The sequence below is a fragment of the Iodidimonas sp. SYSU 1G8 genome (assembly GCF_039655775.1).
Taxonomy (GTDB): domain Bacteria; phylum Pseudomonadota; class Alphaproteobacteria; order SMXS01; family SMXS01; genus RI-34.
Genome location: NZ_JBBYXJ010000001.1, coordinates 78898 through 103420, shown reverse-complemented (window position 1 = coordinate 103420; position 24523 = coordinate 78898). Strand labels below are relative to the sequence as shown.

Here is a 24523-nt window from a genome sequence, read left to right as displayed (position 1 = left end):
CCGCCTACCCGACGATGCAGGCGCCGACGGTGACCATGATGCTGGCCGACGCCGATCGCAAACTGCCGTCGCTCAGTTCCGCCACGACCAGGATGTCCTGCGTTCTCGCGAGCCGGATGCGCGTCGAGACGCTCGCCTTTCCCGCGCGCGGGCCCAGCTCGAACTGGATGATGTCCGGCAATGGGTTGAGGGGCGAGAACACGGCGATCCGCCGCACATGGTCGGTCTCGGTCATCGGGCTGTCGACACTGATGGCGAGCGGCACCGAATTGCCGTTCTCGGCCAGCGGCGGGATGATCAGGGAAATCCCGCCCTCCCGCAGCGGCCTGTCGCCGAACAGGCCCGTGATCGCCGCCCGCATGTCGGCCTCCGCCGCCAGGGAACCGAGCGGCATCAGGGCCGCGATCAGGCATACGGCGCCGCCCAGCACGACGCCGCGTCGGGTGGTGCCGACAACGCCGTTCAGAGCCATGTCACCGTCTTCAGCCATCCATGGTCGCCAGGAATGCCACAAGGTCCTCGATCTGTTGGGAGGATAGGACGGGTTTCCCCTCGAGGCCATGGGAGACCTGGTGAAGGCCGTGGACCCGGTAATAGGGTGGCATGACCGTGTCCGGATTGAGCCGCGATGCGTCGACGATCCGAAGCCGGATCTGGCCCGGCGTGAGACGCGCTCCCACGTCCGACAGCGCCGGGCCTACATTGCCCTGAAAGGGCGCGTCCAGATCGGCCACCACATGGCAAAGGACGCAGTGCCCGCTCTCGCGCGCCACGAAGATCGCGCGGCCTGTCTCGGGATCGCCGGGGAGTCCCGTCAGAGAGTTGGGAATGGCGTCGCCGACCACTTGATCCGGGTCGAGCAACTCGCGTTCGCCGCAGCCTGTCGCGGCGACAGACAGTCCCAGCAGCAGGACGGCTCCCAAAGCGCGCATCAGCCGAAGGTTTCCCTGTTGATGGCGCGGAACCAGTCAGAGGCCTGCGCGGCTTCCCGCTCGCGGCCGAGGGGATCGGGCGCCGCGGGGCTGACGCCGCCGGCGCCGGGAACATCCTTCAGCACGCCGCCCTCGTTGCCATAGACCCCGGAGATCGAAATGGCGGCGTCCGGCGAGACGTAGGAGTAGCAGGTGTTGACGAGGACCGACGGTTCCGGGTCCATGCCGCGCAGCAGCCGCACAAGCTGAATGGCGCAGACCTTGGCCTGCAGATTGGCGGCGAACGCCGACTTGGGCATGGGCGCCGCGATGGTGGCGTCGCCGATCACATGGATGTGGGGCTGAAGCACGGACTGGAACGTGACGGCGTCGATGGGACACCATCCGGTCGCATCCGCCACCCCTGCCCGCGCCGCGATCTCGCCAGCCTTTTGCGGCGGGATGACGTTGGCGACATCGGCGCGAATTTCTTCGAAATCCGTTTCCAGGGTCATGGCCCCGGGATCGACGCGCACCACCCGTCCGCCGTCGGAGGGCCCGCGCCATTCCATCAGGTCGCCATAGCGCGCTGCCCATTCGGCCTGGAACAGCGCCTGCTTCGAGAAGCGTTCGTTGGCGTCGAGGATCAGCACCTTGGAGCGAGGTTTCCGCAGGCTGAGATAGTGGGCGATCAGGCTGGCGCGCTCGTAGGGGCCGGGCGGGCAGCGGAACGGCGCCCGGGGCACCGAGATGACGACAAGCCCGCCATCCTTCATGGCGGCGAGTTGCCGGCGCAGCAGAAGGGTCTGCTCGCCAGCTTTCCAGGCATGAGGCATGATTTCGGCGGCGCCCCGGTCGTAGCCTTCGAGCACGCCCCAGTCGACATCGATCCCCGGCGACAGAACGAGCCGGTCGTAGGGCAAGGTCGCGCCGCCCGCCAACGCGACCGTCCGGGCCGAGGCGTCCACATCCACGGCCCGGTCGTGGACGATTTCGATGCCCTCGCGGATCAGCGTCTGGTAGCCGAACTGCTGGGCGGCAAGGTCGCGCGCGCCGGCGATCACCAGATTGCTCAGCGGACAGGCGGTGAATGTCGTGGCCGGTTCGACCAGCGTGACCTTGATCTCCGGCGCCAGGCGATGGATGAACCGGGCCGCCGTCGCGCCGCCATAGCCGCCGCCGACCACCACCACCCGCGCCGGCTTTCCGGCGGCAAGGCTCGGCATGGCGGCGAGGCTCGCCAGCCCGGCCAGCACCGCGCGGCGATCCGGGCGCAAGGCCATGCTAGCGACCGTCCCGTGCCGCCAGATAGGCGGCGATCATCCGGATGTCCGCCTCGGAGTAGCCGCGGGCGATGCGGTGCATGACCGACGTGCCCTGCGCGTCTGCCTTGTACGCCATGAGAGAGGTCTGGATATGACCGGCATCCCGGGTATCCAGACCGACGATCGCACCGCCGTCCCTGGCGTGACAGCCGCCGCATGAAGCGGCCAGCGTCGCCGCCCTGCCCAAGGCCGGCGCTTCCGGCGCGGCGGCTTCGGCGTACCGTCCGATCCAGCCGAAGGCCGCGAGGACGGCGACCGTTATCACCAAACCGGCGATGCGGGAGGCCGCGATCACAGCTCTCTCAGGTTCTGATCCTTGATCGGCAAGTGGCGCACGCGCTTGCCGGTGGCCGCGAAGATGGCATTGAGGACCGCCGGCGCGGCCACGGCGATGGTCGGCTCCCCGACGCCGCCCCAGAAGCCGCCGGACGGCATCACGATGGTCTCGACCAGGGGCATGTGCTCTAGCCGCATGGAATTGTAGGTGTCGAAGTTGAGTTCCTGGACCTCGCCGCCCTTGAACGTGACCTCCTGGAACAGCATCGCGGAAAGCCCATAGACGAACGAGCCCTCGACCTGGGCCTCGATCTGTTGCGGGTTCACCGCCATGCCCGGGTCCGTCGCCGCGACGATCCGGTTGATCTTGAGCGCGCCGGCTTCGTCGACCGTGACCTCGGCACAGGCCGCAGTATAGGCGCCGAACGAGTAGAAGGCGCTGAGCCCGCGGTGAACGCCGTCATTCTTGCCCCAGCCGCTTTTCTCCGCCGCCGCCTTGAGGACCGCCTGGAGTTCAGGCGACTCGGTCATGTAAGCCAGACGGAACTCGAGCGGGTCCCGGCCGGCGGCATGGGCGAACTCATCGAGCGCGCAGTCGAGATAGATCGCGTTCTGGTTGGCGCAGACCCCGCGCCAGAAGCCGGGGCGAACGGGCGGGTTGCGCATGGCGTGGTCGACGAGCAGGTTCGGAAACGTATATTTCAGCGCCTGCGTTTCCATGCCCGGCGCCAGATCGGGGGGCGCCAGTCCCTGCATCGTCACCATGTCGAGCCCATCCTTGAGCGCCTCGGGCCGAAGCGCGGCGAGGATCGACTGGCCGGAAATCCGGATGTGCATGCCGGTCAGATTGCCTTCCGCATCGAGCGCGCCCCGGACCAGCGCGCGCGATGTCGGATGATAGAAGCCGTGGCGCATGTCCTCTTCGCGGGTCCACATCAGCTTGACCGGCGTGCCGGGCATCGCCTTGGCGATCTTGACGGCCTGGCCGACATGGTCGCCGCCGCTGCCGCCGCGCCGGCCGAAACCGCCGCCGAGATGCAGCTTGTAGACTTCACACTGCGCGACCGGCAATTCAGCGGCCTCGGCAACGGCGGCGAGCGCCGACATGCCGTCCTGCGTCGGTATCCACGCCTTGCAGGAGTCTTTCGTCCATACGGCGGTCGCGTTCATCGGCTCCATGCAGGCGTGATTCTGATGCGGGACCCGATAGGTCGCTTCGACGATCTTCGCCGCCGAGGCAAACGCAGCCTCGACATCGCCCTGCTTGTTGCCGACGAAGGCCTGCTCGGCGCGCAGGCCTTCTTCCAGCTGCGTCTCGAACTCCGCGCTGTCGTAGGGGGTGCCGCCTTCCCATTCGATGGGGAGCGCGTCCAGCGCGGAATTCGCCTGCCACCAGGTATCGGCGACGACGGCGACGGCGTCATCATAGACGGCGAGCACCTTCCTGACGCCGGGCATGCCCATGACCGCGCTCTGGTCGAAACTCTTCAGCTTGCCGCCGCGAATTGGGCACGCCTTGATCGAAGCATTCAGCATGCCGTCCAGCTTGAGATCGGCGCCATAGACCTGGGCACCGTTCAGCTTGTCGGCCGTGTCGAGGCGTTTAAGCGGCTTGCCGGCGATCGTCCAATCCGCCGGGTCCTTGAGCGGCACCTCGAGCGGCGGCGCCAGCTTGGCCGCGTCGTCGGCCACGGCGCCAAAGGTGACTGTCCGGCCGGTCGGGGCGTGGGTGATCACGCTGTCCCTGGCCGTGCATTCGCCGACGGGCACCTTCCATCTGTTGGCCGCGGCCTCAATCAGCATGATCCGAGCGGCCGCGCCGCCTTCGCGCACATATTGATGACTGTTGCGAATGCCCCGGCTGCCGCCCGTCAGCATTTCACCCCAGGCATTGTCACGCGCCAGGTTCTGACCCGGCGTCGGATACTCGGTCACCACCTTGGACCAGTCACACTGAAGCTCTTCCGCGACGAGCTGGGCCAGCCCCGTCAGGGTCCCCTGCCCCATTTCCGAGCGGGCAATGCGGATGGTGACGACATCGTCGCGGCCGATATGCACCCAGGCATTCACCTCGGGCACCACGCCCGCGTCCTTCGCCAGCGCCGGGCGGGAGACGCCGATGAAGGAGATCGTGAGTCCCGCGCCGGCCGCGCCGACGCCGATCATGAAGCCGCGCCGGGAAAGGCTTGTCATCTGGTTCATGACCGTTCTCCTTCAGAGAGCTTGGTCTTGGCGAGATGAATGCCCTTGCGCACGCGCGCCAGGGTCCCGCAGCGGCAGATGTTGGAAATCTCCAGGTCGATGTCTTCATCGCTGGGATCGGGGTTCTGGTTGAGCATGCCGGCAACGGCCATGATCATCCCGGGCTGGCAAAAGCCACATTGGGGAACGTCCAGCTCCGCCCAGGCCTGCTGCACGGGGTGACTGCTGTCCGGCGACAGACCTTCGATGGTGGTGATTTCATCGGTGTCCGCGACCGCAGCCAGGGGGTGGACACAGGCGCGGACGGATCTGCCCCCGATGTGCACCGTACAGGCACCGCATTGCGCGACCCCGCACCCATATTTCGTGCCGGTCAGGCCGAGCTGCTCACGCAGCACCCAAAGAAGCGGCGTGTTTTCATCGGCGTCGACCTCGACGGCCTGTCCATTCACCTTGAGCTGCTTCATCCCTGGCCTCCCCGCCATTGGCACGTCCTGGGCAGCTGGTCCGGCCAATCGCCGCGATGCCAGCCCCGATCTTCCCGCGATGGAAAGTGTATCGAAGATGGCGGCCCGTAGAAACCAGAACAGGATGCCACAGCGCAGGTACGTGACCGCTACAGGATTTGGATCGCCGCGACGCGGCGTCCGGGAGCATGAATCAGTGCTGCATGTTCCGGATCTGCTCCTGGACGGCATCGATCTTTCGGTCCCGCTCGGCGGCGTCACGCGACGTGTCGGTCCTGGCAGTCTCTGTCGATGCCCCGTGCGACTGGCACGATGCCAGCAGGACGGCGCCGATCGCGATCCATATGCGTTTCACAGGCTCACCCTCCAATTCAAGCAACTATCATAGCGTGGGCGCGGTCGTGGCGCTTGCTCGTTCCCCACACCAAGTCGCGGACCGCCTGCATTCCTGAGTTCAATCACCCCGTTCCAACGCAGCAACGATATGCTGCGCGAGCCGGTGTGCCGTCTGGGAGAGGCCCGGTGCTTCGATCAAGGCTATTTCCGTGTCGTAGAGCGGCGGCAATCCAGCATCATCGATGATCGGCGTCAGGTAGGGCGGCACCATCTCCCGGGGCAACACGGTGATTCCGAGACCCGCGTTGACGGCGGACTGGCTGCCGGCGAGACTTGTCGATGTGTAGGCGACCCGCCATTTCCGCCCAACGGCCTCCAGAGCGTCAATGGCCCGCTTGCGATACACGCAAGGCTCGGGCGACACCACCAAGGGAACCGTCTCCAGACCCGCGGCCGCGAGCTGATCGCGGGCAACCCAGACCAAGGGTTCCCGCCAGACACGCACACCTTCCAGCCTGGCGGACGGTTCCCGCTTGACGAGGACGAGATCGAAGGCGCCGCCGTGGAAACGGTCAAGCAAGTTCAGCGTGAGATCGCAGGTCACCTCCAGCTCCACCAGCGGGTGCGCTTTCGCAAAGGCGGAGAGCACGGCCGGCAGGTGAGCCGTCGCAAAATCCTCGGGCACGCCAATCCGCACGCGCCCCGTCATGTCAGGTTCGAACAGTTCGGCAATCGCTGCATCATTGAGACGCAGGAGCTGGCGCGCGGGCCCGAGGAGGCGTTCTCCTTCCGGAGTCAGGCTGAGTGACCGGGGGGTGCGCACAAAAACGGCGCGGCCGATCTGATCCTCAAGACGCTTGACCTGAAGGCTGATGGTGGATTGCGTCCGGCCCAGCCGGTCGCCGGCGCGCGTGAAGCTTCCGGTTTCCGCGATCGTCACGAAACAGCGGAGCAGATCGAGATCGAGTGTTCGGGTGCCGGGCATGAGACCAGATCACCTCATATCATGTCATTTGTCAATGATTGGTATTTCAATAACTCGTTTCAACAATGATACGCCGCGCGGCATACCAAGCCCTGAAAGGGGCCTTCCATGCAGCTTTTACGACTTGAAACATACAACAATCGGGGCCTGCTGATTACAGGCTTGGTCTGGCTGAGCCTCGGCGCAGCCGCCTGGATCATGGCGATGTCCTCCTTCCCTTCGGAAGACGGCGCGGCGCTCGCGATCGGGCTGCTGACGCTGTTCGTCGCGGCGATCGTCGCCAGTTTTTCCCTGCGCTACATGCGCTCCGACCGTCATCCGACACGATTTTTCCTGACGCTGGGTGCCCTGGTCACCTCTGTCCTGACCCTGCTGTTCACCCAGAACCTGCTCGTTCTCGCAGCGGCCTGGTGTGCCAGCGGATGGCTGCTGGCGTCACTGATCGGACACTCGGGGCGCTGGGCCGAGGCCCATGCCGCCGCTCGGCGCGCGCGGCACGCCTTTTTCCTCGGCGACGCCGCACTGATCACAGCGCTGGGCATTCTGGGCTGGCACGCCCAATCGTCGGAGGTCGCCGCCGTTCTCGCCAGCGCGGTTACGCTGCCAGCTCCATTGGCCGCGGTGGCGGCGCTGCTGTTGGTCGTCGCGGCCGCCGCCCGCTGCGCCCTGCCGCCATTTTCGGGCTGGCTGCTCTCGTCAATGACCGCGCCGACGCCGGTCTCGGCCCTAATGCATGCCGGCCTTGTAAACGCCGGCGGCTTCCTGCTGATCCGGTTCGCGCCGGTCCTCGAAGCGGCGCCTTCAGCCCGCGCGGTGGCGGTGGTGATCGGGTTGTGCGGCGCGATCTACGGCATCGGCATCATGATGGTGCGGCCTGATGTGAAGCGTTCCCTCGCAGGCTCCACGGTCTCGCAGATGGGCTTCATGATCATGAGCTGCGGTCTCGGCGCCTACGCCGCAGCGCTGTGGCACCTCATCGCCCACGGTCTTTTCAAGGCCTGGCTCTTCCTCGGCTCGGGGTCGACGATCGGCATGAAGGTCGGCAAAGGGGTCGCTCCGCTGTCAGGCCGGATGACCCTGGCCATCGCGGCAGCGACTGTCGGCGCCGCGCTCTTCGTTCTCGTAGTCGGCGATGGGCGCGCCGATCTCGTCCCGTTGCTGCTCGGTTTCGCCACGGCAACCGCGACCCTGGTTGCGTCGCTTGGCGGAAACATCCCGGTGCGCAGCAAGCTGGTCCTGCTGCTGATACTCGCCGCGCTGATCATCCTGCACGGCGGTGGGCTGATGTTTGCAGGGCTGGTGGTCGACGACTCCTCGCCCCCGCTCATGCCGGACTGGGCCTTGCTCTTGCTGCTGGTTGTCTTTCTCGGCGCCTGGACCTGGCAACAGCAGCGCGTCTCGACCGGCTGCGGCCTTCCCCTGCGTCTTTATGTCCACCTCATGAACGCCGGGGCGCTCCCCGCCGCCGGCAAAGGAGAAGAGAAATGAACATGATTGCTCCTCTCAGCCCAGGTGCTCCCATCCTGAGCCGGACAGAGGTGGCTGGCCTGGTGGCTCTCGCCGCCCGTACCGTCCCGCCCCTCTGGCCACTCGAAAGCGCGATTGCGGTGAACCCGCTCGCGGGTTTCGAGAACCTTCCCTTCGAAGAAGCCGTCGGACGAGCGGCCCCGCTCTTCCGGGCACGCCGGAACCTGCCGCTCGCCCAGTGGCGCGCGCTACTGGCCCTCGGCAAGGTCGAGGAACGATTTCTGCGGGATGCCGCGATCCACAAACTGGGCGGCCTCGATCCCGCCTTTGAGCTCATCGGTCCCGATATCTCGCGGCTGGATTTGCTGATGGCGCGGCTGTCGCACCTGCCCGTCGAGAACGAAGAAGCGACGCCCGATGCCCTCACGCCCGATGCCGCGTTCATCGCCAAATGGTGCGCCGCCTTCTTCGACCAGGGCCAGGCGGCGTTCGCTATGCCACACCGCGAGCTTGGCCTCTATCGCGCGGCTCTGGCGGTCATCGCCCACGACCCCGAGTTTAGGGCGCTAACGGGCGCGGCCGGGCACCACCTGCTCCTCAGCGTGCCGCGTGATCCTCTCGACGCCATCGCGGAAGGCCTGGTTGTCCTCGGCATCCCGCGCAGCGAGGAAGAGGGCAAGCTTGCGGATCTCGTCGCCCGGCTGCCGGGTTGGGCGGGACACATCCGGTGGCGCACCGAGAACGCGGATGCCGATATTTCAGACGGCGCCCCGGCCGGCATGGCCGATCTGCTGGCGCTGTGGCTGCTGCTGGACCGGGCCGGCGCGGTCGTGACGCCTCCTCGGTCCACCGGTGAACCGGATGTCACGGCACAGCTCCTGGCACAGTTCGGGCTGACCCGCGCTACGTTGGCCAGTCTCCCTGAGAAGGGTAGGAAGCGGTTCGCCGAGATCGCCACCATGGATGAGGGAGCACTGGGCGGCGTGTTCCAGATTGCCGCGGAATGGACTTACCGCAGCGGACTCGCGACCAAACTCCAGTCGGCCGCGGCCAATCCCGTCTCGTGCGAGGCACCGGATGCCCAGTTGATCTTCTGCATCGACGTCCGGTCGGAGCCCTTCCGGCGCCTGCTGGAAGCGCAGGGGCGCTACGAGACGTTCGGTTATGCGGGGTTCTTCGGTTTGCCCATCGCCTTGCACAGGTTTGGCGACATGCGGCGGAGACGGCTTCTACCCGTGCTCCTCTCGCCGCAGCATGATGTGGTCGAAGCGCCTGCTCCCGGGCGGGAGCAGGACGCTCTGTCGCTGGCTGCTGGTCAGGAACAGGCGCGGCGGACATCCATGCTGTTCAATGCCGGCAAACAGGGCACCGCAACGGCCTTCGCGACCGCCGAGGCCACCGGTTCGATTGCCGGAGTGCTGATGGCGGCACGCACGTTGACGCCCGGACTGGTCAAGCGGGTAAACGCCGTCCTGTCGCCCTCCAGAGAGGATGTCCTGGCTCCCGCGTCAGGGCAGCACAGGGATCATGCCTGGCATCCCACCTTCAGCTTGTCCGACAAGGTCGGGTTCGCTCTCGCGCTGTTCAAGCTGACGGGCCTTTCCGCGCAGACGGCCCGGCTGGTGGCGCTGGTCGGCCACGGCGGCAGCGCAACCAACAATCCCTACGCATCGGCACTCGATTGCGGCGCCTGTGGCGGCCACGCGGGTGGGTCGAACGCGCGCGTGCTGGCGTCATTCCTCAATGACCCGGACGTGCGCGCCGGGTTGGCCCTGAAGGATATCAGGATTCCCGCCGAGACCTGGTTCATTGCCGCCGAACACAACACGACGACCGATGAGGTCATCATCTTCGACAAGCATTCCGTGCCCGAGAGCCATGGCGATGACCTGGCGAGATTGGTTGAAAGTCTCGCCAAGGCCGGGGCAGCCAATCGGGACCGGCGGGCGGCACTGCTCGGCAGAACGGCCAAGGACCTGCTCACCGGCGCCATGCACTGGGGCGAGGTCCGGCCGGAATGGGGACTGGCGGGCAATGCGGCCTTCATCGTCGGCCCGCGCAGGTTGACTCGCGAGATCGACCTGGAGGGACGGGCCTTTCTGCACAGCTATGACTGGAAGAAGGATCCAGACGGAACGGCGCTGACCACGATCCTGACCGCGCCCATGGTGGTCGCCCAGTGGATCAACTGCCAGTACCTGTTCTCGACCGTGGACAACGACCGCTACGGTTCGGGCGACAAGGTCACCCAGAATGTGGTCGGCGGCATCGGTGTCCTGCAGGGCAACGGAGGCGATCTGAGGATCGGTCTGCCGAAACAGTCGCTGTTCACCGATAACGGGACGCCCTTTCACGTTCCCCAGCGGCTGCTCACAGTCGTTCTCGCTCCCGTCGACCGGGTCGAGCGCGTGGTGAAATCGAATGACATTCTGGACCGGCTATTCGGCAATGGCTGGGTCACGCTGGTGGTCATGGACCCGCACACCGGCAAGGCGCTTCGCTGGCTGCCCGATGATGAACGGGACGCGGAGCTCTCCGTCGCTCCCACAATCCATGAACTGGAGATTTGACCATGACCGACGCCACTTTCGGTGAGCTCAGGCTGCACCGGCTCAAGAAGATCGAAATCGTGCTCCTCGCCGAAGACCGCCTCCTCGTTGAAGATCTGCTCAAGACCGCTGGTGTCGGCGGGTGGAGCATGATCCGCGACGTCGCCGGTATGGGCCACAGCGGCTTTCATCAGGGCAAAACGATCTTCAATGATCAAAGCGGGCTCGTCATGTTCGTCGGGGTCGCGGAGGAAAAGATCATCTCCGAGGTCGCGCGAGGTCTCGCGCGCCTGTTCGAGAAGCGTCCGGGCGTGACATTTCTGTCCGATGTGGAGGTCATGCGCTCCGACTACTTCGCGAAGTCACCGGCGTGAGCGCGATGAACCACGACGGGCGGTTTCATTGTCACCATCGCCATGCGTGCAACGTGAGAGTGCGGTAATGACCCTGACGCATCTTGACCGGCTCGAAGCCGAGTCCATCCACATCATGCGCGAAGTAGCGGCCGGGGCCGAAAACCCCGTCTTCCTGTATTCCGTCGGCAAGGACAGCTCGGTGATGCTTCACCTCGCGGTGAAGGCCTTCTTTCCCTCACCGCCGCCATTTCCCTTTCTGCACATCGAGTCCGGATGGGATTTCCGCGACCTGCTGACCCACCGCGACGGAATGGCGGAACGATATGGACTTCAACTTCTGGTCGAGCGTAACGAGGACGCCGAGCGGCTTGGCATCAACCCGTTCGACACGCCCACCGGTATCTACGCCCAGATGATGTTGATCGATCCGCTCAAGGCCGCGCTCGACCGGCATGGCTTTGACGTGGCCTTTGGCGGCGCCCGTCGGGACGAGGAAAAGGCACGTGCCAAGGAACGCATCTTTTCGTTCCGCTCGGCAAGCCATGGCTGGGATCCGAAAAACCAGCGGCCCGAACTCTGGGCGCTCTACAACACGCGAAAAGCCAAAGGCGAAACCATCCGGGTCTTTCCAATCTCCAACTGGACGGAGCTGGACATCTGGCAATACATCCTGCGCGAAAAGATCCCGATCGTTCCCCTCTATCTCGCGGAGGAACGTCCGACGATCGAGCGTGATGGCCTGTTGCTGGTTGTCGACGACCATCGCATGCGCCTTGGCCCCGAGGACGTGATCACGCAGCGCCGCGTCCGGTTCCGTACACTCGGGTGCTATCCGCTGACAGGTGCGACCGAAAGCGCCGCACAGAACCTTACCCAGGTCATCCAGGAGATGCTGCTCGCGAAAACCTCCGAGCGCCAAGGCCGCGCCGTCGATCATGACGAGGCGGCGTCGATGGAGAAGAAGAAGCAGGTCGGGTACTTCTGAGTGGTGACGGAGCGGCCTCCCATCCGCCAGCTCGGCTGTGTGGTCGGTCCGGGTCTCGATGCCGAGCGAGGGGCCCGCGCATCACCGTCGCGCGCAGGAAGAGTTTGACCGGCGCCGCCGGTCCTGCAACATAGGCGCGGGTTCGGTTCTCCGGTCGCCATGGCCGGAGCTAAGAGGGAACCCGGTGCGCCTTGGTGACGAGGCAAAGCCGGGGCTGCCCCCGCAACTGTAAGCGGCGAGCCATCCTGTCGATCCATGCCACTGGCGCGAGCCGGGAAGGCGGACGGGATGGCGGCGACCCGCGAGCCAGGAGACCTGCCGGTATCCATGAACGTCTACGGGCGGGGTGTCCCGGTGGGTTGCGTTCTGGTGGCCGGCGCCTGCCGTGCCGTCCAGTCCTGGCATCCTTTCCGGCCGGCAGTCCGCCGCAACCGGAGAGAACAATGAACTACCTTCATGACAATGACGATGCCAGGCGGTGGGCCTGGCTTGCTCTGCTCAACACCGCCAGTGTCCTTCTCAGCCTTCCCTTCTCCTGCGTGGCGCCCTTCGTGGCGCTCGTGACGCTGGCGGGGCTCAACATGAACCGAACCGATGCGTTCCTGCTCGCGGGCGCCGTCTTTCTGGCCAATCAGGCCACCGGCTTCGGCTTCCTGGGCTATTCCCTGAAGTTCAGTACTATCGCGTGGGGCGTGGCCATGGGTATCGGCTGCATGCTCGCGGTCTGGGCCGCGTTCGAGACGGCGCGATACGCCGCCGGCAAATCGCCCCTGCTGCGCGTCCTCCTGACATTCACCGCGGCCTGCCTCGTCTGGCAGGCGACGATGTCGGTGACCGCCGCCATGCTCTCGCCGCATGGCGCGTTCAACGGCCGGATCATCGCCAACATGGTGGCCATCAACGCGGGATCACTGCTGCTCCTCCTCGGCCTGCAGTATGCCGGACAACGGTTGGGCATCGCGCCGCGCGCCCGGCACGCCCTGACGGGAACGGCGCGGGCGTGAGCAACCGCCTGTTCGAGACACCGGAAACGCTGGCGCACCTGTTGCGCCAGCTGCCCGGGGCGGATCCGGCGTCCATCGAGAGAGCCGCCGGGCGGCAGGGTCAGCTGACCAAACCGCCCGGCGCGCTGGGGCGCCTCGAGGGACTGGCCCTGTTCATGGCGGGCTGGCAGGGAACGCCGCGCGCCGACCGGGTTCAGGCCATTGTCTTCGCCGGCAATCACGGCGTGACGGCGCAGGGCATCTCGCCCTTTCCCGCCGCGGTGACCGCCCAGATGGTCGCCAATTTCAGGTCGGGCGGCGCGGCGGTCAACGCGCTGGCCGGCACGGTCGGCGCCGACCTTTCGGTCGTGGCGTTGGAGCTCGACAGGCCGACGGGCGATATCTCGGAAATGCCGGCGCTCTCGGATGACGAGGTTCTGGCCGCCCTGAACAGCGGCGCGGCCGCCGTGGATGAAGGCACGGATATTCTCGTGCTCGGCGAAATGGGCATCGGCAACACCACGGTGGCGGCGGCCCTGTGCGCGGCCAGCTACGGCGGCGCAGGCGCGGACTGGGCGGGTCCCGGCACCGGCATGACGGGCAAGGGCGTCGCCCACAAGGCCGCGATCGTCGATCGCGCGCTGGCGCGACACGGCACGGCGGCGCGAGATCCGTTCCAGACCCTCGCGAGCCTGGGCGGGCGTGAACTATGCGCTATCGCGGGCGCCATCGTGGCCGCGCGGCTGCGCCGCGTACCCGTGCTGCTCGACGGATTCGTCGTCTGCGCCGCGCTCGCGCCACTGGCCGCGCACTCGCCCGATATCCTCGCCCATTGCATCGCGGGACATGTGTCGGCGGAACCGGGCCACCGGAAACTGCTTGCCGCTTTCGGGCTGACGCCGCTGCTGTCCCTGCGCATGCGTCTTGGCGAAGGAACGGGCGCCCTGCTGGCCGTCTCGGTGCTGCGCGGCGCGGTCGCCACGCACAACGGCATGGCGACCTTCGCGGAAGCCGGTGTCAGCAGCGAAGACGGCCATGTGGATTAGCCGTCGCCGCGACGAGCTGGCGGCGGCCATCATGCTGCTGACGCGACTGCCCGCCTGGCCCGTCCCGGGCCATGATGAGGGCCTGACCGCCCGCGCCGTCTGGGCCTATCCTGTGGTCGGCGCGGTGATCGGCGGCATTGGCGGAGTCACCGCCCTGATCGCGCAGTGGGCTGGCCTGTCGTTGCTGGTCGCGGTTCTGCTCGGGCTGGCGGCGACTCTGCTGGCGACCGGCTGCTTCCACGAGGACGGTCTGGCGGATTTCTGCGATGGCATCGGCGGCGGGCGCACCCGTGAGCGCAAGCTGGAGATCATGCGCGACAGCAGGATCGGCACCTATGGAGGCGCCGCCCTCATCCTCTCATTGGGGCTGCGTGCCGCAGCGCTCGCGGCCATGGCGCCGCCCATGGTCCTCGCGGTCTGGATCGCCGCCGGCGCGCTGGCGCGCGGTGGGGCGCTGCTGCTGCTCGCCGTCCTGCCCGCCGCCCGCGAGGATGGCCTGGCCCGGAGCGCCGGAGCGCCGCCGCTGCCGTCGCTCATCGCGGGCTGGGCCGCGACGACGCTCATCACTCTCGCCGCCCTGGGCGCCAGCGGTCTCATCCTGGTCATCGCGGCGCTGGTGGCCAGCCTTGCCGTGATGCTGCTGTCCCGCCGGCATCTGGGCGGGTACACGGGCGATGCGCTCGGCGCGGCGGCGCAAGCCGCCGAAATCGCCTGCCTGGTCGTCGCCTCGAGCCTCTGGGTGACGCTATGACGGACAGTTTCCTCATCCTCGGCGGCGCCCGTTCCGGCAAGACGCGCCGGGCACTGGCCCTGGCCGACGCCATGCCGTCGCCGATCTACCTCGCGACCGCCGAAGCACGGGACGGCGAAATGACGGACCGTATCGCCCGGCACCGGGCCGAGCGCGGCCCCCACTGGCGCACGGTGGAGGAACCGCTGGAGCTGGCCCAGGTCCTTCGGCGCGAGACACGCCCAGAGCGGGCCTTGCTGGTGGATTGTCTGACGCTGTGGCTTTCCAACCTCATGGAAGCCGGACGGGATATCGAGGCGGAAACCCGGCGCCTCGTCCAGGCGCTCGCCGACTGTCCAGGCCGCGTCATTCTGGTCTCCAACGAGGTCGGCCTGGGACTTGTGCCCGAGACGCCGCTGGGCCGGGCCTTCCGCGACGCGCAGGGCCGCCTCAATCAGGCGGTCGCCGCCAGGGTGAGCACCGTCGAATTCATCGCCGCCGGCCTGCCGCTCAGACTGAAAGGATAAGCGCCGCCGCCGCGACCAGGACGAAGAGCAACACGAACACCCTGACCGTGATGGCGAGCGCCCTTTGCATATGGTGGCCGCCTGGATCGGCGCCGTCCACGCCCAGCCAGGGCTCGGCCGACATTCTGCCGGCATAGAGGCGCGGGCCAGACAGACGCACACCCAGCGCTCCGGCCATCGCCGCTTCGGGCCAGCCCGCATTGGGGGACCGATGGTGCCGCGCGTCGCGGCGCATCACGCGAAGCGCCCTTGCCGCGGTCGCGCCGGCGCAGAGGGCGATCAACACGCCGCTTAACCGCGCCGGAATCCAGTTGAGGGCGTCATCCATTCGTGCCGCCGCCCAGCCATAGGCCTCGTGACGCGGCGTGCGGTGGCCGATCATGGAATCGGCGGTATTGACCAGCTTGTACACGGCGATCCCCGGCAGGCCGAACAGGCAGCCCCAGAACAGCGGGGCAACCACGCCGTCCGACAGGTTCTCGGCCAGGCTCTCGATGGCGGCGCGGCGCACGCCCGCTTCATCCAGACCGCGCACGTCGCGCCCGACGATCATGGAGACCGCGGCGCGACCGCCCTCAAGCCCTTCATGGATCAGCGCACGGTGAACGGCCGCCACATGATCGTAAAGGCTGCGCTGGGCGAGCAGCGTGCTGGCCAGCACGGCCTCCACCAGCCAGCCGCCCGTTACCCTGGCGAGCAGCCCGTGGACGCTCCAGGCCACGGCGGCGGTGGCGATGATCAGCAGCCCCAGTGACACGGCGCCCGCCAGACGCCGGTATTCCACGGGCCGCGCGGGGGAATTCAAGGCGTTGTCCAGAAAGGCGATCCCCCAGCCCATCATGGTCACCGGATGCGGCACGTGGCGATAGAGAATGCGCGGATCACCGCCCAGGGCGTCGATCAGCAGCGCGATGGCCATGAGCGTCAGCGCCGGGGCGTCCATCCCGCCGGCTCCGATAGATTGACGAGCCCATCCATGTCGAGATGCTTCTCGAGATCCGCGGCGAGGCTGTCGAGTGCCGCGTCGACCTGCGCCTCGAACGCGAGAGTTGACGCCACGCCGTCGCCAAAGGATGCCAGCCATGCCCGGCGAAAGCCGTCGGCGTGAAACAGACCGTGGAGATAGCTGCCCTCAACCAAACCATTCGGCGAACGGGCGCCATCGCCCTGCCCGTCCAGCATGGTGAGGGGACGGCGGCAATCCGGCCCTTCGGTGACGCCCAGATGGATTTCATAGCCGCGTACCGGCGCGCCATAGGCAGGCGAGACGCCGGCGGCCTCGCGCACCGTCTTCTCCCCGGCCATCTCCGTGGTTACATCAAGAAGACCAAGTCCCGCCGCCTCGCCCGGCGCACCATCCAGCCCGTGCCCGTCGCGGATGGTGCGTCCTAGCAGCTGGAAGCCGCCGCACAGGCCCAGAACGCGGCGCCCCGCCCGCGCCAGCGCGAGGATGTCGGTGTCCCAGCCCTGGGCGCGGAGCATGGCAAGATCAGCCAAGGTGGATTTCGTTCCCGGCAGGATGACGGCGTCGGCGTCGAGCGGCAGCGGCGTGCCCGGCGGCACGAAGACGATACTGACACCCGGTTCCGCGCGCAGCGGATCGAGATCGTCGAAATTCGCGATGCGCGACAGCATCGGGACGGCGATCTTCAGACCATGCGCCGCGCTGATCGCCCCTTGTTCCAGCGGGACAGCATCCTCGGCGGGCAGCCGGGATACAGCGGCAAGCCACGGCACGATGCCCATGGAATGCCAGCCCGTCATCTCGGCCACTGTTCGCAGCCCATCGGCGAACAGGGCCGGATCGCCCCGGAACTTGTTGACCATGAAGGCGCGGATATGCGCGCGGTCCGCATCATCGAGCACCGCATGCGTGCCGATCAGGCTGGCGATGACCCCGCCCCGGTCGATATCGCCGATCAAGACCACCGGCACACCGGCGGCGCGGGCAAACCCCATATTGGCCACGTCGCCGGCCCGCAGATTGGTCTCGGCCGGGCTGCCCGCGCCTTCCACCAGGATCATCTCATGAGACGACGCGAGCTGCCCGAAACTGTCGAGAATGGGCGTCATGAAGCGGTCGCGCCGGCTCGACCAGTCGCGCGACGCGATCGCGCCCGATACCCGCCCGTGGATCACGACCTGCGAGCCCCGATCCCCTTCCGGCTTCAGCAGCACTGGATTCATGTGCACGCTGGCCGCAATGCCCGCCGCGCGCGCCTGCAACGCCTGTGCCCGCCCGATCTCGCCGCCCTCCGCCGTCACTGCGGCATTGTTGGACATGTTCTGCGGCTTGAACGGCACTACACGCATGCCGCGCAGCCGCAAGGCACGGCACAGGCCGGCGACAATCACCGACTTGCCCACGTCCGAACCGGTACCCTGGAACATCAGCGCCCGCGCGGTCATGGCGCGAGGGCTTCCGCGAGCCGGACCTGCGCCATCTCGTCGGGCGGCAGGCCGAAGCGCAGCCACCGGGGATTGCGCCGGAACCGCCGGACATAGATGCCGGCGTTCGCGAGCCGCTCGAAAATGATCGGGGCCTGGTCATGGCCCGTGAGATGGAACAGGTCGGTGCCGCCGAGCAGTTGAAGTCGCGCGGCGGCCAGGAGTTCTCGCATCTGTCGCGCCCGCTGGCCCAGCGCACGTCTCGCCATCTCATGCCAGACCGTATCGGCATAGGCGCGCGCGCCGATTTCGAGCGCCGGGCCGGAAACCGCCCAGGGACCGATCAGGCGCTCGAGCCGCGCCACCACCGAAGGCGGCGCGGCGACCGCGCCCAGGCGGACACCCGCCAGGCCGAAGAACTTGCCGAAAGACCGCAAGACGATCAGGTTCAGCGCCCGCGCATCGGACGCGACGGCGTGCTCTGGAGTCAGGTCGGCGAACGCCTCATCGACCACCAGCCAGCGCCCGGCGGCCGACCGGTGCCGCGCCAGCACGAGCAACGCCTCGGCGCTGTAAACCCGGCCATCGGGATTGTTGGGATTGACCACCACCAGCACAGCGGCCGTGCTGCCCGCCATCTCTTCCACAGAAATGCCCCGGACGTCGTGTCCCGCGTCACGCCAGGCCCGCGCGTGTTCGTTATAGGTGGGTTCGACGATGTCCACGTCTCCTCGGGCGAACAGGCGGGGGACAAGGGCGATGCCCGCCTGGGAGCCGGGCAAGAGCGCCAGCGCGTCCGGCGCGGTGCCCAGATAGGCCGCCATGGCCATGCGGCAGGCGTGCTCGGCCTCGGGCGACGGCAATGCGGTCCAGGCCGCCGTCCCGATGGTACCGACAGGGTACGGAAAAGGGTTGATGCCCGTCGACAGATCCAGCCAGGGCCGCGGCGCGCCGGGGTGAAAGCGGCGGAGATAGTCCGCGCCCGAACCCCCATGATGACCCGTCGGAAACAAGGGCGGCACGGGTTAATCCGTCACGAAACCAGCGGGCGGCACGCGGACCAGAAAGTGCCCCTTGATCTCCTCAGGCCAGTCCTTGTAGGGCACCACGCCTTCATCGGACGCGGTGTAGAGGCGGAAATAATCGACGATCGCCCGTGCCGCCTCGGGCGATGGCTCGAACTTGCCCAGCACATAGCCGATCTTGCCCGCGGCGCGCAGATGGACCGCGCAGCGCTGGGAACAGGCGAAGAGGCAGGCCATCTCCTGCACCTCGACGTCATCATGTGCCGCGGCAGCCTCTCGCACGGCCCGCGCCATCAGGACCCCGCCGCGCACGCCGTCGGGACTGTCGCGCTCATCCGCCGTATAGCGGCAGGTGGAACAGACAATGATGGAAGCCTCACCGCCAATCTTCTTCAACATCAGCCGATCCTCGCGCCGTTGTGACCCAGACGGCGCCAGGGCAGGACGAAGTGCTCGCCCTGCTCCGCGCCATGAATGCCTTCGATGGCGTAGGCGTCGCGCAGATGGTTCTGCGCCAGCACCGCCTCGGGCGTCCCATCCGCCACAAGACGCCCACCTTCCATCAGCAACAACCGGCGGCAGAACCGGGCCGCCAGCGGCAAATCGTGCAGGACGGCGATGACGAGGCGGCCATCCTCGGCAATGCCCCGCAGCAGTTCCATGACCTGAAGCTGATGAAACGGGTCGAGCGAAGCGACCGGTTCGTCGGCGAGCAGAATCGGCGTCTCGACCGCCAGCGCCCGCGCCAGCATGACACGCGCCCGCTCGCCGCCGGACAAGGTCGTCACAGTGCGGTCGGCGAACCGGGTCACATCGGCACGCTCCATGGCGCTCATGATGGCCGCGTCATCCCGCGCGGACACGCGTGCGAGGGGCGACAGGTGCGGCAGCCGGCCGAGCGCCACAAGATGATAGACATCGAGCGGCCAGTGCACGGTATGCCCCTGAGGCAGGTAGGCGATCCGCCGCGCCAGTTCCTTGCGCGGCAGATCCGCGATGCTCTTGCCGTCGATCGATACGGTGCCGCGCACCATCTGTTGCAGGCGCGCGAGCGCACGGATCAGCGTGGATTTGCCCGCCCCGTTGGGACCGATCAGTCCCATCAGCCCGCCGGAGCCCACCGTGAAGCCGATATCCTCGAGGATCGGTTTGCCATTGATCGACACATCGATCCCGTGAGCCGTCAGTTCGGTCATCGCACGATCTTTCTGGTCTTGAGGATCAGGTAAAGGAAGAACGGCGCACCGATCAGCGAGGTGACGATGCCCAGATGCAGCTCCGGTCCCACGGTAATAAGGCGCACCACCACATCCGCGGCGGCCAGCAGCGCCGCCCCGCCCAGCGCGCTCGGCAACAGCAGGCGGCTGGGCATCTGCCCGACCAATGGACGCAGCAGATGCGGTACCACCAGTCCCACGAACCCGATCGTTCCGGCGACCGCGACCGAGGCACCAACCGCCAGACTGGTGCCGACGATCGCCAGCACCCGCACTCGCGTGAGGTCCATGCCAAGACTCTGCGCCGCTTCCTCGCCCAGGCTGAGCGCATCGAGCGGCTTTCCCAGGGTCAACAGCACCGCGATGCCGGTGACGATAAAGGGCGCCGCCAGCGTCACATCGGCAAAGCTGCGGTCACGGACGGAGCCCAGCAGCCAGAAGATGATCTCGCTCACCGCCCAGGGATTGGGCGAGAGGTTCATGGCGAGCGAAATCAACGACAGGGAAATGCCGCCAATCGCCATGCCGACGAGAATGAGGGTCAGCGTGCTCGAATCCCGCGCCGCGACCAGATAGAGCACGATGGTCGCGATGGCGGCGCCCGTCAGCGCGGACAGCGGCAAGGCGAACGGGAAGACCGCCGACAAACCAAAGTAGAGGGCGATCACGGCCCCGAGACTCGCGCCGCCGGTAATGCCGACCACGCTCGGCTCGGCCAGCGGATTGCGCAGCAGGCTTTGCAGCACGGCGCCCGCCAATCCGGTGGCCGCGCCGATCAGCAAGGCCAGTATGGTCCTGGGAAGGCGCAGGTCGCGAATGATGGTGACGATTTTTTCGTCCGCGCTGCCCAGCAGTCCCGCGAGAACATCCGATGCAGGCAATGGCACATAGCCGAAACGCAGCGACATGATGGCCATGCCCAGCGCCACCAGTGTCAGAGAAACATTGAGCAGCACGACGTAATGGAGCGACAGCGGCGCCTTCACGGTCTTTCCTCCGGCATGCCCCGGACGCGCTCGGATGCGAGCAGCTCGGCGGCATCGACGACCATGGGCCCGGCACAAGGCCAGAGCTTGCCGGGCACGCCGATTACAGGCTTCTCGTCCATGAGCCGGTGCAGATAGGCATGCGTCATGAAGGTGCGGCGGATCGAACTTTGCGACGTGTCGAAGAAGCTGACGACGAAGCCGTCAGGCGGATCGTTGACCAGCACCTCGAGGGGCAGGGTTCCCCAGCCGACCTGGCCGCGATCCGCCTGGAAATTGTCGAAGCCGCTTGCCCGCATGGCCGTATCGACGAAGGTGTTCAGCCCGGCGCTGCCGCCATCGGGGCGGTAATAGACGAAGCGCGGACGCGGTCCTGGCGGCACGGTTGCGGCGACCGCCGCGCGCCGGCGGCGCATATCCGCCACCATCGCCAGTCCCCGCGCACGCTGGCCGAAGGCCTCGGCCACATGCATCACGGTCTCCTCGATGTCGGCGAATTCCGAACTGAGGTTCAGCCGGATCACGCGGATACCGAGGCGCGTGAGCATCTCTTCCAGCTTGGGTTCGCCGCGCGCATCCATCAGCACCACGTCGGCGCCAACCCCCAGCAGTTCCTCCGCTGTCTTCCGGTTGCGCGGCAGACCCGCCGCCTCGTCGGCGTGAAGGGACAGTGGCCCGGTCGCTTCCTGACTGACCGATGCGATCTGCGCCCGGTCCGCCAACGTCAGAACAAGCTGGTCGCCGCATATGGTGGTCGATGCGACCCGCGGCAGCGCCGACGCGCCGCCGCAAAGGGTGGCGACCGCAACCCCGATGGCCACCGCGAGCCGCGAGGTGTCACGCACCCCGGAACCCCTTGCCAAGCCGATCCAGCCCGTCCGGCTGGTGGCCCGCGTAGTCGGCCATGATCGCGTCCCAGGTCGCCAGCCGCGACCAGTCGGGCGCATCCGCGAGCTGATCCGCGTCGGTGATGAACGGGTTGGCGAAGAAGATGGTGATCTGGGGCTCGCCCTTGCCGTTGAACATCCGGTAGCCCCAGGAAACGGGATGACCCTGCTTGTCCAGCCGGCGGAAGAATTCCGCCCGGCTGGGCCGCCGGTGGGCAATCAGCTCCGGCGGATTGGGGTTGCTGGCAGGCCCCCGATTGGTGCCGATGCACAGATGGAAATGCCCTTTGCCGCCCCAGTGAACGGTGAGATATCCGCCCTGGCAGCTGACGCGCTCCGGCGCGCCCGGCGCCTTCATTTCATAGGCGGCGCCGGGAATCAGCGGCCCGAACGTCAAGGCAGCGTAATGGTTTTCGAACAGATCCCTGAGCAGCCGCTCGAGGAACGCTTCGTCCAACGGCAACGGCCAAACCTGTTCCGTCGCCCCGCTTTCGATGATCGACACCATGGGAATGGGCTGGGTCATGGATCTGTTCTCCCTCGTTACAGGACGTTGAGCGACGCGCGGACGCCGACGAAACCACTCAGCCCATAGGTGCTGTTGCCCCAGTTGAGCATGTAATCCTTGTCGAACAGGTTCACGACGCGGCCATAGAGCTCGAGCTGGTCGTTGACCCGGTAGCTCACCAGCAGGTCCACGGTGACGAAGCCGTCGACCGGCCGATTGACGCCGCTCGACAGGTTTTCGCTCTTGAACCGCGCGCGTGCAGTGATCGACAGGTCCTCCAGCGGATAGATGGTCACCGAGGTCGCTCCCGAATGACGCGGCCGGCCCTTCCAGGTGTTCGCCGGCAGCTTGCGCGAGCTGAGGTAGGTGTAACTCTGGCTGACGCTCAGCCAGGGCGTGATCTGCGCGGTGGCGCCGAACTCGACGCCTTTCGACTTGGACTCGCCGCCCATCCGATAGCCGTTCAGAATGAACTCGATCTCATCCTCGACGTGGCTTTCGAAATAGTTCACCGTCAGATTGATCTGAGGGTCGGCCCAATTCAGGTCGAATCCGGCGTCCCATCCCTGGCTCTCTTCCACGGTCAGGTTCGGATTGCCGTAAGTCGGATCATAGAGCTGGTACAGGCCCGGCGCCTTGGCCCCGGTGCCATAGCTCGCCCGCAGCTTGAGATCGCCGCCTGCCAGCGCCGCCGGCAACACATAGGCGACGGTGCCGCGGTAGGTGTCGAAACCGCCGAACTGGCTGTTGTCGTCATATCGGAAGGCGCCGGTGAGGGTCAGGTTTTCGAGTGGCTTCAGCGCCACTTCCCCGAACACGGATTTGGTATCGACTTTCTCGATGAAGTCACCGGAGAAGGACGTGATCTGGTCGGTGGATTCCTCTTCCAGGTTACCGCCCACGACGACGCTGAGCCATTCCGTCGCATCGAAGGCGCTGGTGTAGTTGAGGTTACGCTTCTTGCCGAGATACTGATCGCCTTCAGGCCGGGTAGACCGGCCGAAATAGAGGCGCTCGGCCTGGTAGTAACTGGCAAGCAGACTGTTGCGCCATCTTCCGTCGAAGGCCTTGTGATTGACCTGGATGGCCGCCGCGTCCTCGTCCTTCTCCACGTTGTCATTGCTCGACACATCGGTGCCAGTGCCATCGAGATCGGAATCCGTCCGGCTGAGGAACCCCGTCGCGACGATTTCCAGATTATCGGTGATCTGGTATCCGATGCGGCCACTGAAGCCGTAGCGGCTATAGGCATCAGGCTCGACCGACGGACCGGCCGTCGGCGCCGCCAGCGACGGACCGTCATTGCGATGGCCGGTCACCGAAAGACGCACATCGAGCGGCCCGGTCTTGCCGTACAGCGACGCGCCGCCGTTGAAGGTGCCGAAGGAGCCGCCCTCCATTTCGCCGTTCAGGGTAAGGCCGTCCTCGGTCGCACGCCTGGTGACGATGTTGATGACACCGCCGATCGCATCGCTGCCATAGAGCGAACTCTGATTGCCGCGCAGCACCTCGATACGAGACACGTCGAGCGCGGTCAGATGGTCCATCTGGAACTGGGTGCTGGTGCTGCTGGGATCGCCCAGCTCGATGCCGTCGATCAGCACGAGAACCTGATCATTGTCCGAGCCCCGGATGCTGAGGTTCGAAAAACCGCCGGGGCGATTGTTGCTGATCTGGATACCCGGCAGATCCTGCAGCAGATCGCGCAGCACCGTTACCTGGTTGGCCTGCAGGTCTTCGGCATCGATGACGCTGAACGAGCTGCCGATCTCGCGCGGCTTGAGGCCGGTGCGGCTCGCGCTCACCACCACTTCTTCCAACGCTGTCGTATCGAGGGTCTGAGCAAATCCCGTACCCGGCATGGCGAGAGCGATCAGGGCGCACGAATACCCCGCTGCCCGCGCTCGCATTGAACGCGCAGTCATAGTTCCTCCATCGGGGGCGACGCCCCGTTATCAGTCGCGGGACGGACTGAGCCAACGATGGTTCATGGAAGGAGTACGAAACGGCCTTTCAAGCCAGACGTCCGCACGGCCCACCCGCAGTTACACAAGGTGTCGCCTCTACGGAGGACCGCTCTTCCAGTTCTTCCCGACCGAAAGACGAGCGACGAAGGTGGCAGGTCTCCTGGCTCTCGGATCTTCACTTCGTCACGCCTTCCCAGGGCAAAAGCCCCAGTGGCTGCGTGTGACGGAAGCTCCCCGATCACAGTTGCGGGTACAGCCCCAGCTTCACTTGACCGCACGCGATGCGGCGTCGTGTTCTGAGTTCCCTTTTGAACCTCCTCTCGGAGGACCACCGGCATCAACGTTACGTACATTTGCAAACACGGGCAATGTGGATTTTTGCACAGCGTCGCGGCGTCGA

Annotated in this window: 25 protein-coding genes and 2 riboswitches; of the genes, 8 read left to right on the top strand and 17 right to left on the bottom strand. The window is 66.6% G+C overall.

Annotated elements, in window-relative coordinates; all coding sequences use genetic code 11:
- Nucleotides 1–4 precede the first annotated feature (4 nt).
- From WJU17_RS00515 to WJU17_RS00480, 8 genes are all read right to left on the bottom strand, one after another.
- Nucleotides 5–472 (bottom strand): thiosulfate oxidation carrier protein SoxY, encoded by a 468-nt coding sequence (locus tag WJU17_RS00515; protein ID WP_346325392.1) that lies wholly within the window; start codon nt 470–472, stop codon nt 5–7.
- Between the two features lie 10 nt (nt 473–482).
- Complete coding sequence (gene soxX, locus WJU17_RS00510) at nt 483–932, bottom strand: sulfur oxidation c-type cytochrome SoxX (RefSeq protein ID WP_346325391.1); 450 nt, start codon at nt 930–932, stop codon at nt 483–485.
- Nucleotides 932–2194, bottom strand: a complete 1263-nt coding sequence (locus WJU17_RS00505; RefSeq protein ID WP_346325390.1) for an FCSD flavin-binding domain-containing protein — start codon at nt 2192–2194, stop codon at nt 932–934. The genes soxX and WJU17_RS00505 overlap by 1 nt, the downstream gene beginning before the upstream one ends.
- 1 nt (nt 2195) lies before the next feature.
- Nucleotides 2196–2531, bottom strand: a complete 336-nt coding sequence (locus WJU17_RS00500) for a cytochrome C (protein WP_346325389.1) — start codon at nt 2529–2531, stop codon at nt 2196–2198.
- Nucleotides 2528–4714, bottom strand: coding sequence for a molybdopterin cofactor-binding domain-containing protein (locus tag WJU17_RS00495; protein ID WP_346325388.1), 2187 nt, complete (start codon nt 4712–4714; stop codon nt 2528–2530). The genes WJU17_RS00500 and WJU17_RS00495 overlap by 4 nt, the downstream gene beginning before the upstream one ends.
- A complete protein-coding gene (locus WJU17_RS00490; RefSeq protein WP_346325387.1) occupies nt 4711–5181 on the bottom strand; it encodes a (2Fe-2S)-binding protein in 471 nt (156 codons plus the stop codon). The genes WJU17_RS00495 and WJU17_RS00490 overlap by 4 nt, the downstream gene beginning before the upstream one ends.
- A 193-nt stretch (nt 5182–5374) precedes the next feature.
- Nucleotides 5375–5536 carry a hypothetical protein gene (locus WJU17_RS00485; RefSeq protein WP_346325386.1) on the bottom strand — a complete coding sequence of 54 codons (162 nt, stop codon included), beginning with the start codon at nt 5534–5536 and terminating at the stop codon, nt 5375–5377.
- A 99-nt stretch (nt 5537–5635) separates the two neighbouring features.
- Nucleotides 5636–6502: a LysR substrate-binding domain-containing protein gene (locus tag WJU17_RS00480; RefSeq protein ID WP_346325385.1), complete on the bottom strand. Its 867-nt coding sequence runs from the start codon at nt 6500–6502 to the stop codon at nt 5636–5638.
- Between the two features lie 108 nt (nt 6503–6610).
- On the opposite strand from WJU17_RS00480, the gene WJU17_RS00475 reads away from it, so the two are divergent.
- The 8 genes from WJU17_RS00475 to cobU all read left to right on the top strand — a co-directional run bounded on the left by WJU17_RS00475 (nt 6611) and on the right by cobU (nt 15145).
- Nucleotides 6611–7990 (top strand): proton-conducting transporter membrane subunit, encoded by a 1380-nt coding sequence (locus WJU17_RS00475; protein WP_346325384.1) that lies wholly within the window; start codon nt 6611–6613, stop codon nt 7988–7990.
- A complete protein-coding gene (locus WJU17_RS00470; RefSeq protein ID WP_346325383.1) occupies nt 7987–10539 on the top strand; it encodes a DUF2309 domain-containing protein in 2553 nt (850 codons plus the stop codon). Before WJU17_RS00475 ends, WJU17_RS00470 begins: the two co-directional genes overlap by 4 nt.
- Nucleotides 10540–10541: 2 nt before the next feature.
- The gene (locus tag WJU17_RS00465) at nt 10542–10892 is read left to right on the top strand and encodes a P-II family nitrogen regulator (protein WP_346325382.1); all 351 of its coding nucleotides are present in this window, start codon (nt 10542–10544) and stop codon (nt 10890–10892) included.
- Between the two features lie 46 nt (nt 10893–10938).
- On the top strand, nt 10939–11859 hold the full coding sequence (gene cysD / locus WJU17_RS00460; protein ID WP_346325381.1) for a sulfate adenylyltransferase subunit CysD: 921 nt from the start codon (nt 10939–10941) through the stop codon (nt 11857–11859).
- Nucleotides 11860–11985: 126 nt separating this feature from the next.
- Nucleotides 11986–12197, top strand: a riboswitch (cobalamin riboswitch).
- A gap of 105 nt (nt 12198–12302) precedes the next feature.
- Complete coding sequence (locus WJU17_RS00455; RefSeq protein ID WP_346325380.1) at nt 12303–12863, top strand: hypothetical protein; 561 nt, start codon at nt 12303–12305, stop codon at nt 12861–12863.
- Nucleotides 12860–13888, top strand: coding sequence for a nicotinate-nucleotide--dimethylbenzimidazole phosphoribosyltransferase (gene cobT / locus WJU17_RS00450; protein WP_346325379.1), 1029 nt, complete (start codon nt 12860–12862; stop codon nt 13886–13888). Before WJU17_RS00455 ends, cobT begins: the two co-directional genes overlap by 4 nt.
- The gene (gene cobS / locus WJU17_RS00445) at nt 13878–14639 is read left to right on the top strand and encodes an adenosylcobinamide-GDP ribazoletransferase (protein ID WP_346325378.1); all 762 of its coding nucleotides are present in this window, start codon (nt 13878–13880) and stop codon (nt 14637–14639) included. Before cobT ends, cobS begins: the two co-directional genes overlap by 11 nt.
- The gene (gene cobU / locus WJU17_RS00440) at nt 14636–15145 is read left to right on the top strand and encodes a bifunctional adenosylcobinamide kinase/adenosylcobinamide-phosphate guanylyltransferase (RefSeq protein WP_346325377.1); all 510 of its coding nucleotides are present in this window, start codon (nt 14636–14638) and stop codon (nt 15143–15145) included. Before cobS ends, cobU begins: the two co-directional genes overlap by 4 nt.
- On the opposite strand, the gene cbiB is transcribed toward cobU, so the two are convergent.
- The 9 genes from cbiB to WJU17_RS00395 form a co-directional block, all read right to left on the bottom strand.
- Nucleotides 15129–16088, bottom strand: a complete 960-nt coding sequence (gene cbiB / locus WJU17_RS00435; RefSeq protein WP_346325376.1) for an adenosylcobinamide-phosphate synthase CbiB — start codon at nt 16086–16088, stop codon at nt 15129–15131. The genes cobU and cbiB overlap by 17 nt on opposite strands.
- A complete protein-coding gene (locus WJU17_RS00430; RefSeq protein ID WP_346325375.1) occupies nt 16070–17554 on the bottom strand; it encodes a cobyric acid synthase in 1485 nt (494 codons plus the stop codon). The genes cbiB and WJU17_RS00430 overlap by 19 nt, the downstream gene beginning before the upstream one ends.
- The gene (gene cobD, locus WJU17_RS00425; protein WP_346325374.1) at nt 17551–18555 is read right to left on the bottom strand and encodes a threonine-phosphate decarboxylase CobD; all 1005 of its coding nucleotides are present in this window, start codon (nt 18553–18555) and stop codon (nt 17551–17553) included. Before cobD ends, WJU17_RS00430 begins: the two co-directional genes overlap by 4 nt.
- A gap of 3 nt (nt 18556–18558) precedes the next feature.
- On the bottom strand, nt 18559–18957 hold the full coding sequence (locus tag WJU17_RS00420) for a DUF1636 domain-containing protein (protein WP_346325373.1): 399 nt from the start codon (nt 18955–18957) through the stop codon (nt 18559–18561).
- Nucleotides 18957–19754 carry an ABC transporter ATP-binding protein gene (locus tag WJU17_RS00415; protein WP_346325372.1) on the bottom strand — a complete coding sequence of 266 codons (798 nt, stop codon included), beginning with the start codon at nt 19752–19754 and terminating at the stop codon, nt 18957–18959. Before WJU17_RS00415 ends, WJU17_RS00420 begins: the two co-directional genes overlap by 1 nt.
- Nucleotides 19751–20692, bottom strand: coding sequence for an iron ABC transporter permease (locus WJU17_RS00410; protein ID WP_346327362.1), 942 nt, complete (start codon nt 20690–20692; stop codon nt 19751–19753). The genes WJU17_RS00415 and WJU17_RS00410 overlap by 4 nt, the downstream gene beginning before the upstream one ends.
- 65 nt (nt 20693–20757) lie before the next feature.
- Nucleotides 20758–21606 carry an ABC transporter substrate-binding protein gene (locus WJU17_RS00405; protein WP_346325371.1) on the bottom strand — a complete coding sequence of 283 codons (849 nt, stop codon included), beginning with the start codon at nt 21604–21606 and terminating at the stop codon, nt 20758–20760.
- Nucleotides 21599–22174, bottom strand: a complete 576-nt coding sequence (locus tag WJU17_RS00400) for a hypothetical protein (protein WP_346325370.1) — start codon at nt 22172–22174, stop codon at nt 21599–21601. The genes WJU17_RS00405 and WJU17_RS00400 overlap by 8 nt, the downstream gene beginning before the upstream one ends.
- A gap of 17 nt (nt 22175–22191) precedes the next feature.
- Nucleotides 22192–24081: a TonB-dependent receptor gene (locus WJU17_RS00395; RefSeq protein WP_346325369.1), complete on the bottom strand. Its 1890-nt coding sequence runs from the start codon at nt 24079–24081 to the stop codon at nt 22192–22194.
- Nucleotides 24082–24255: 174 nt separating this feature from the next.
- A riboswitch (cobalamin riboswitch) is annotated at nt 24256–24471 on the bottom strand.
- Nucleotides 24472–24523: the final 52 nt, after the last annotated feature.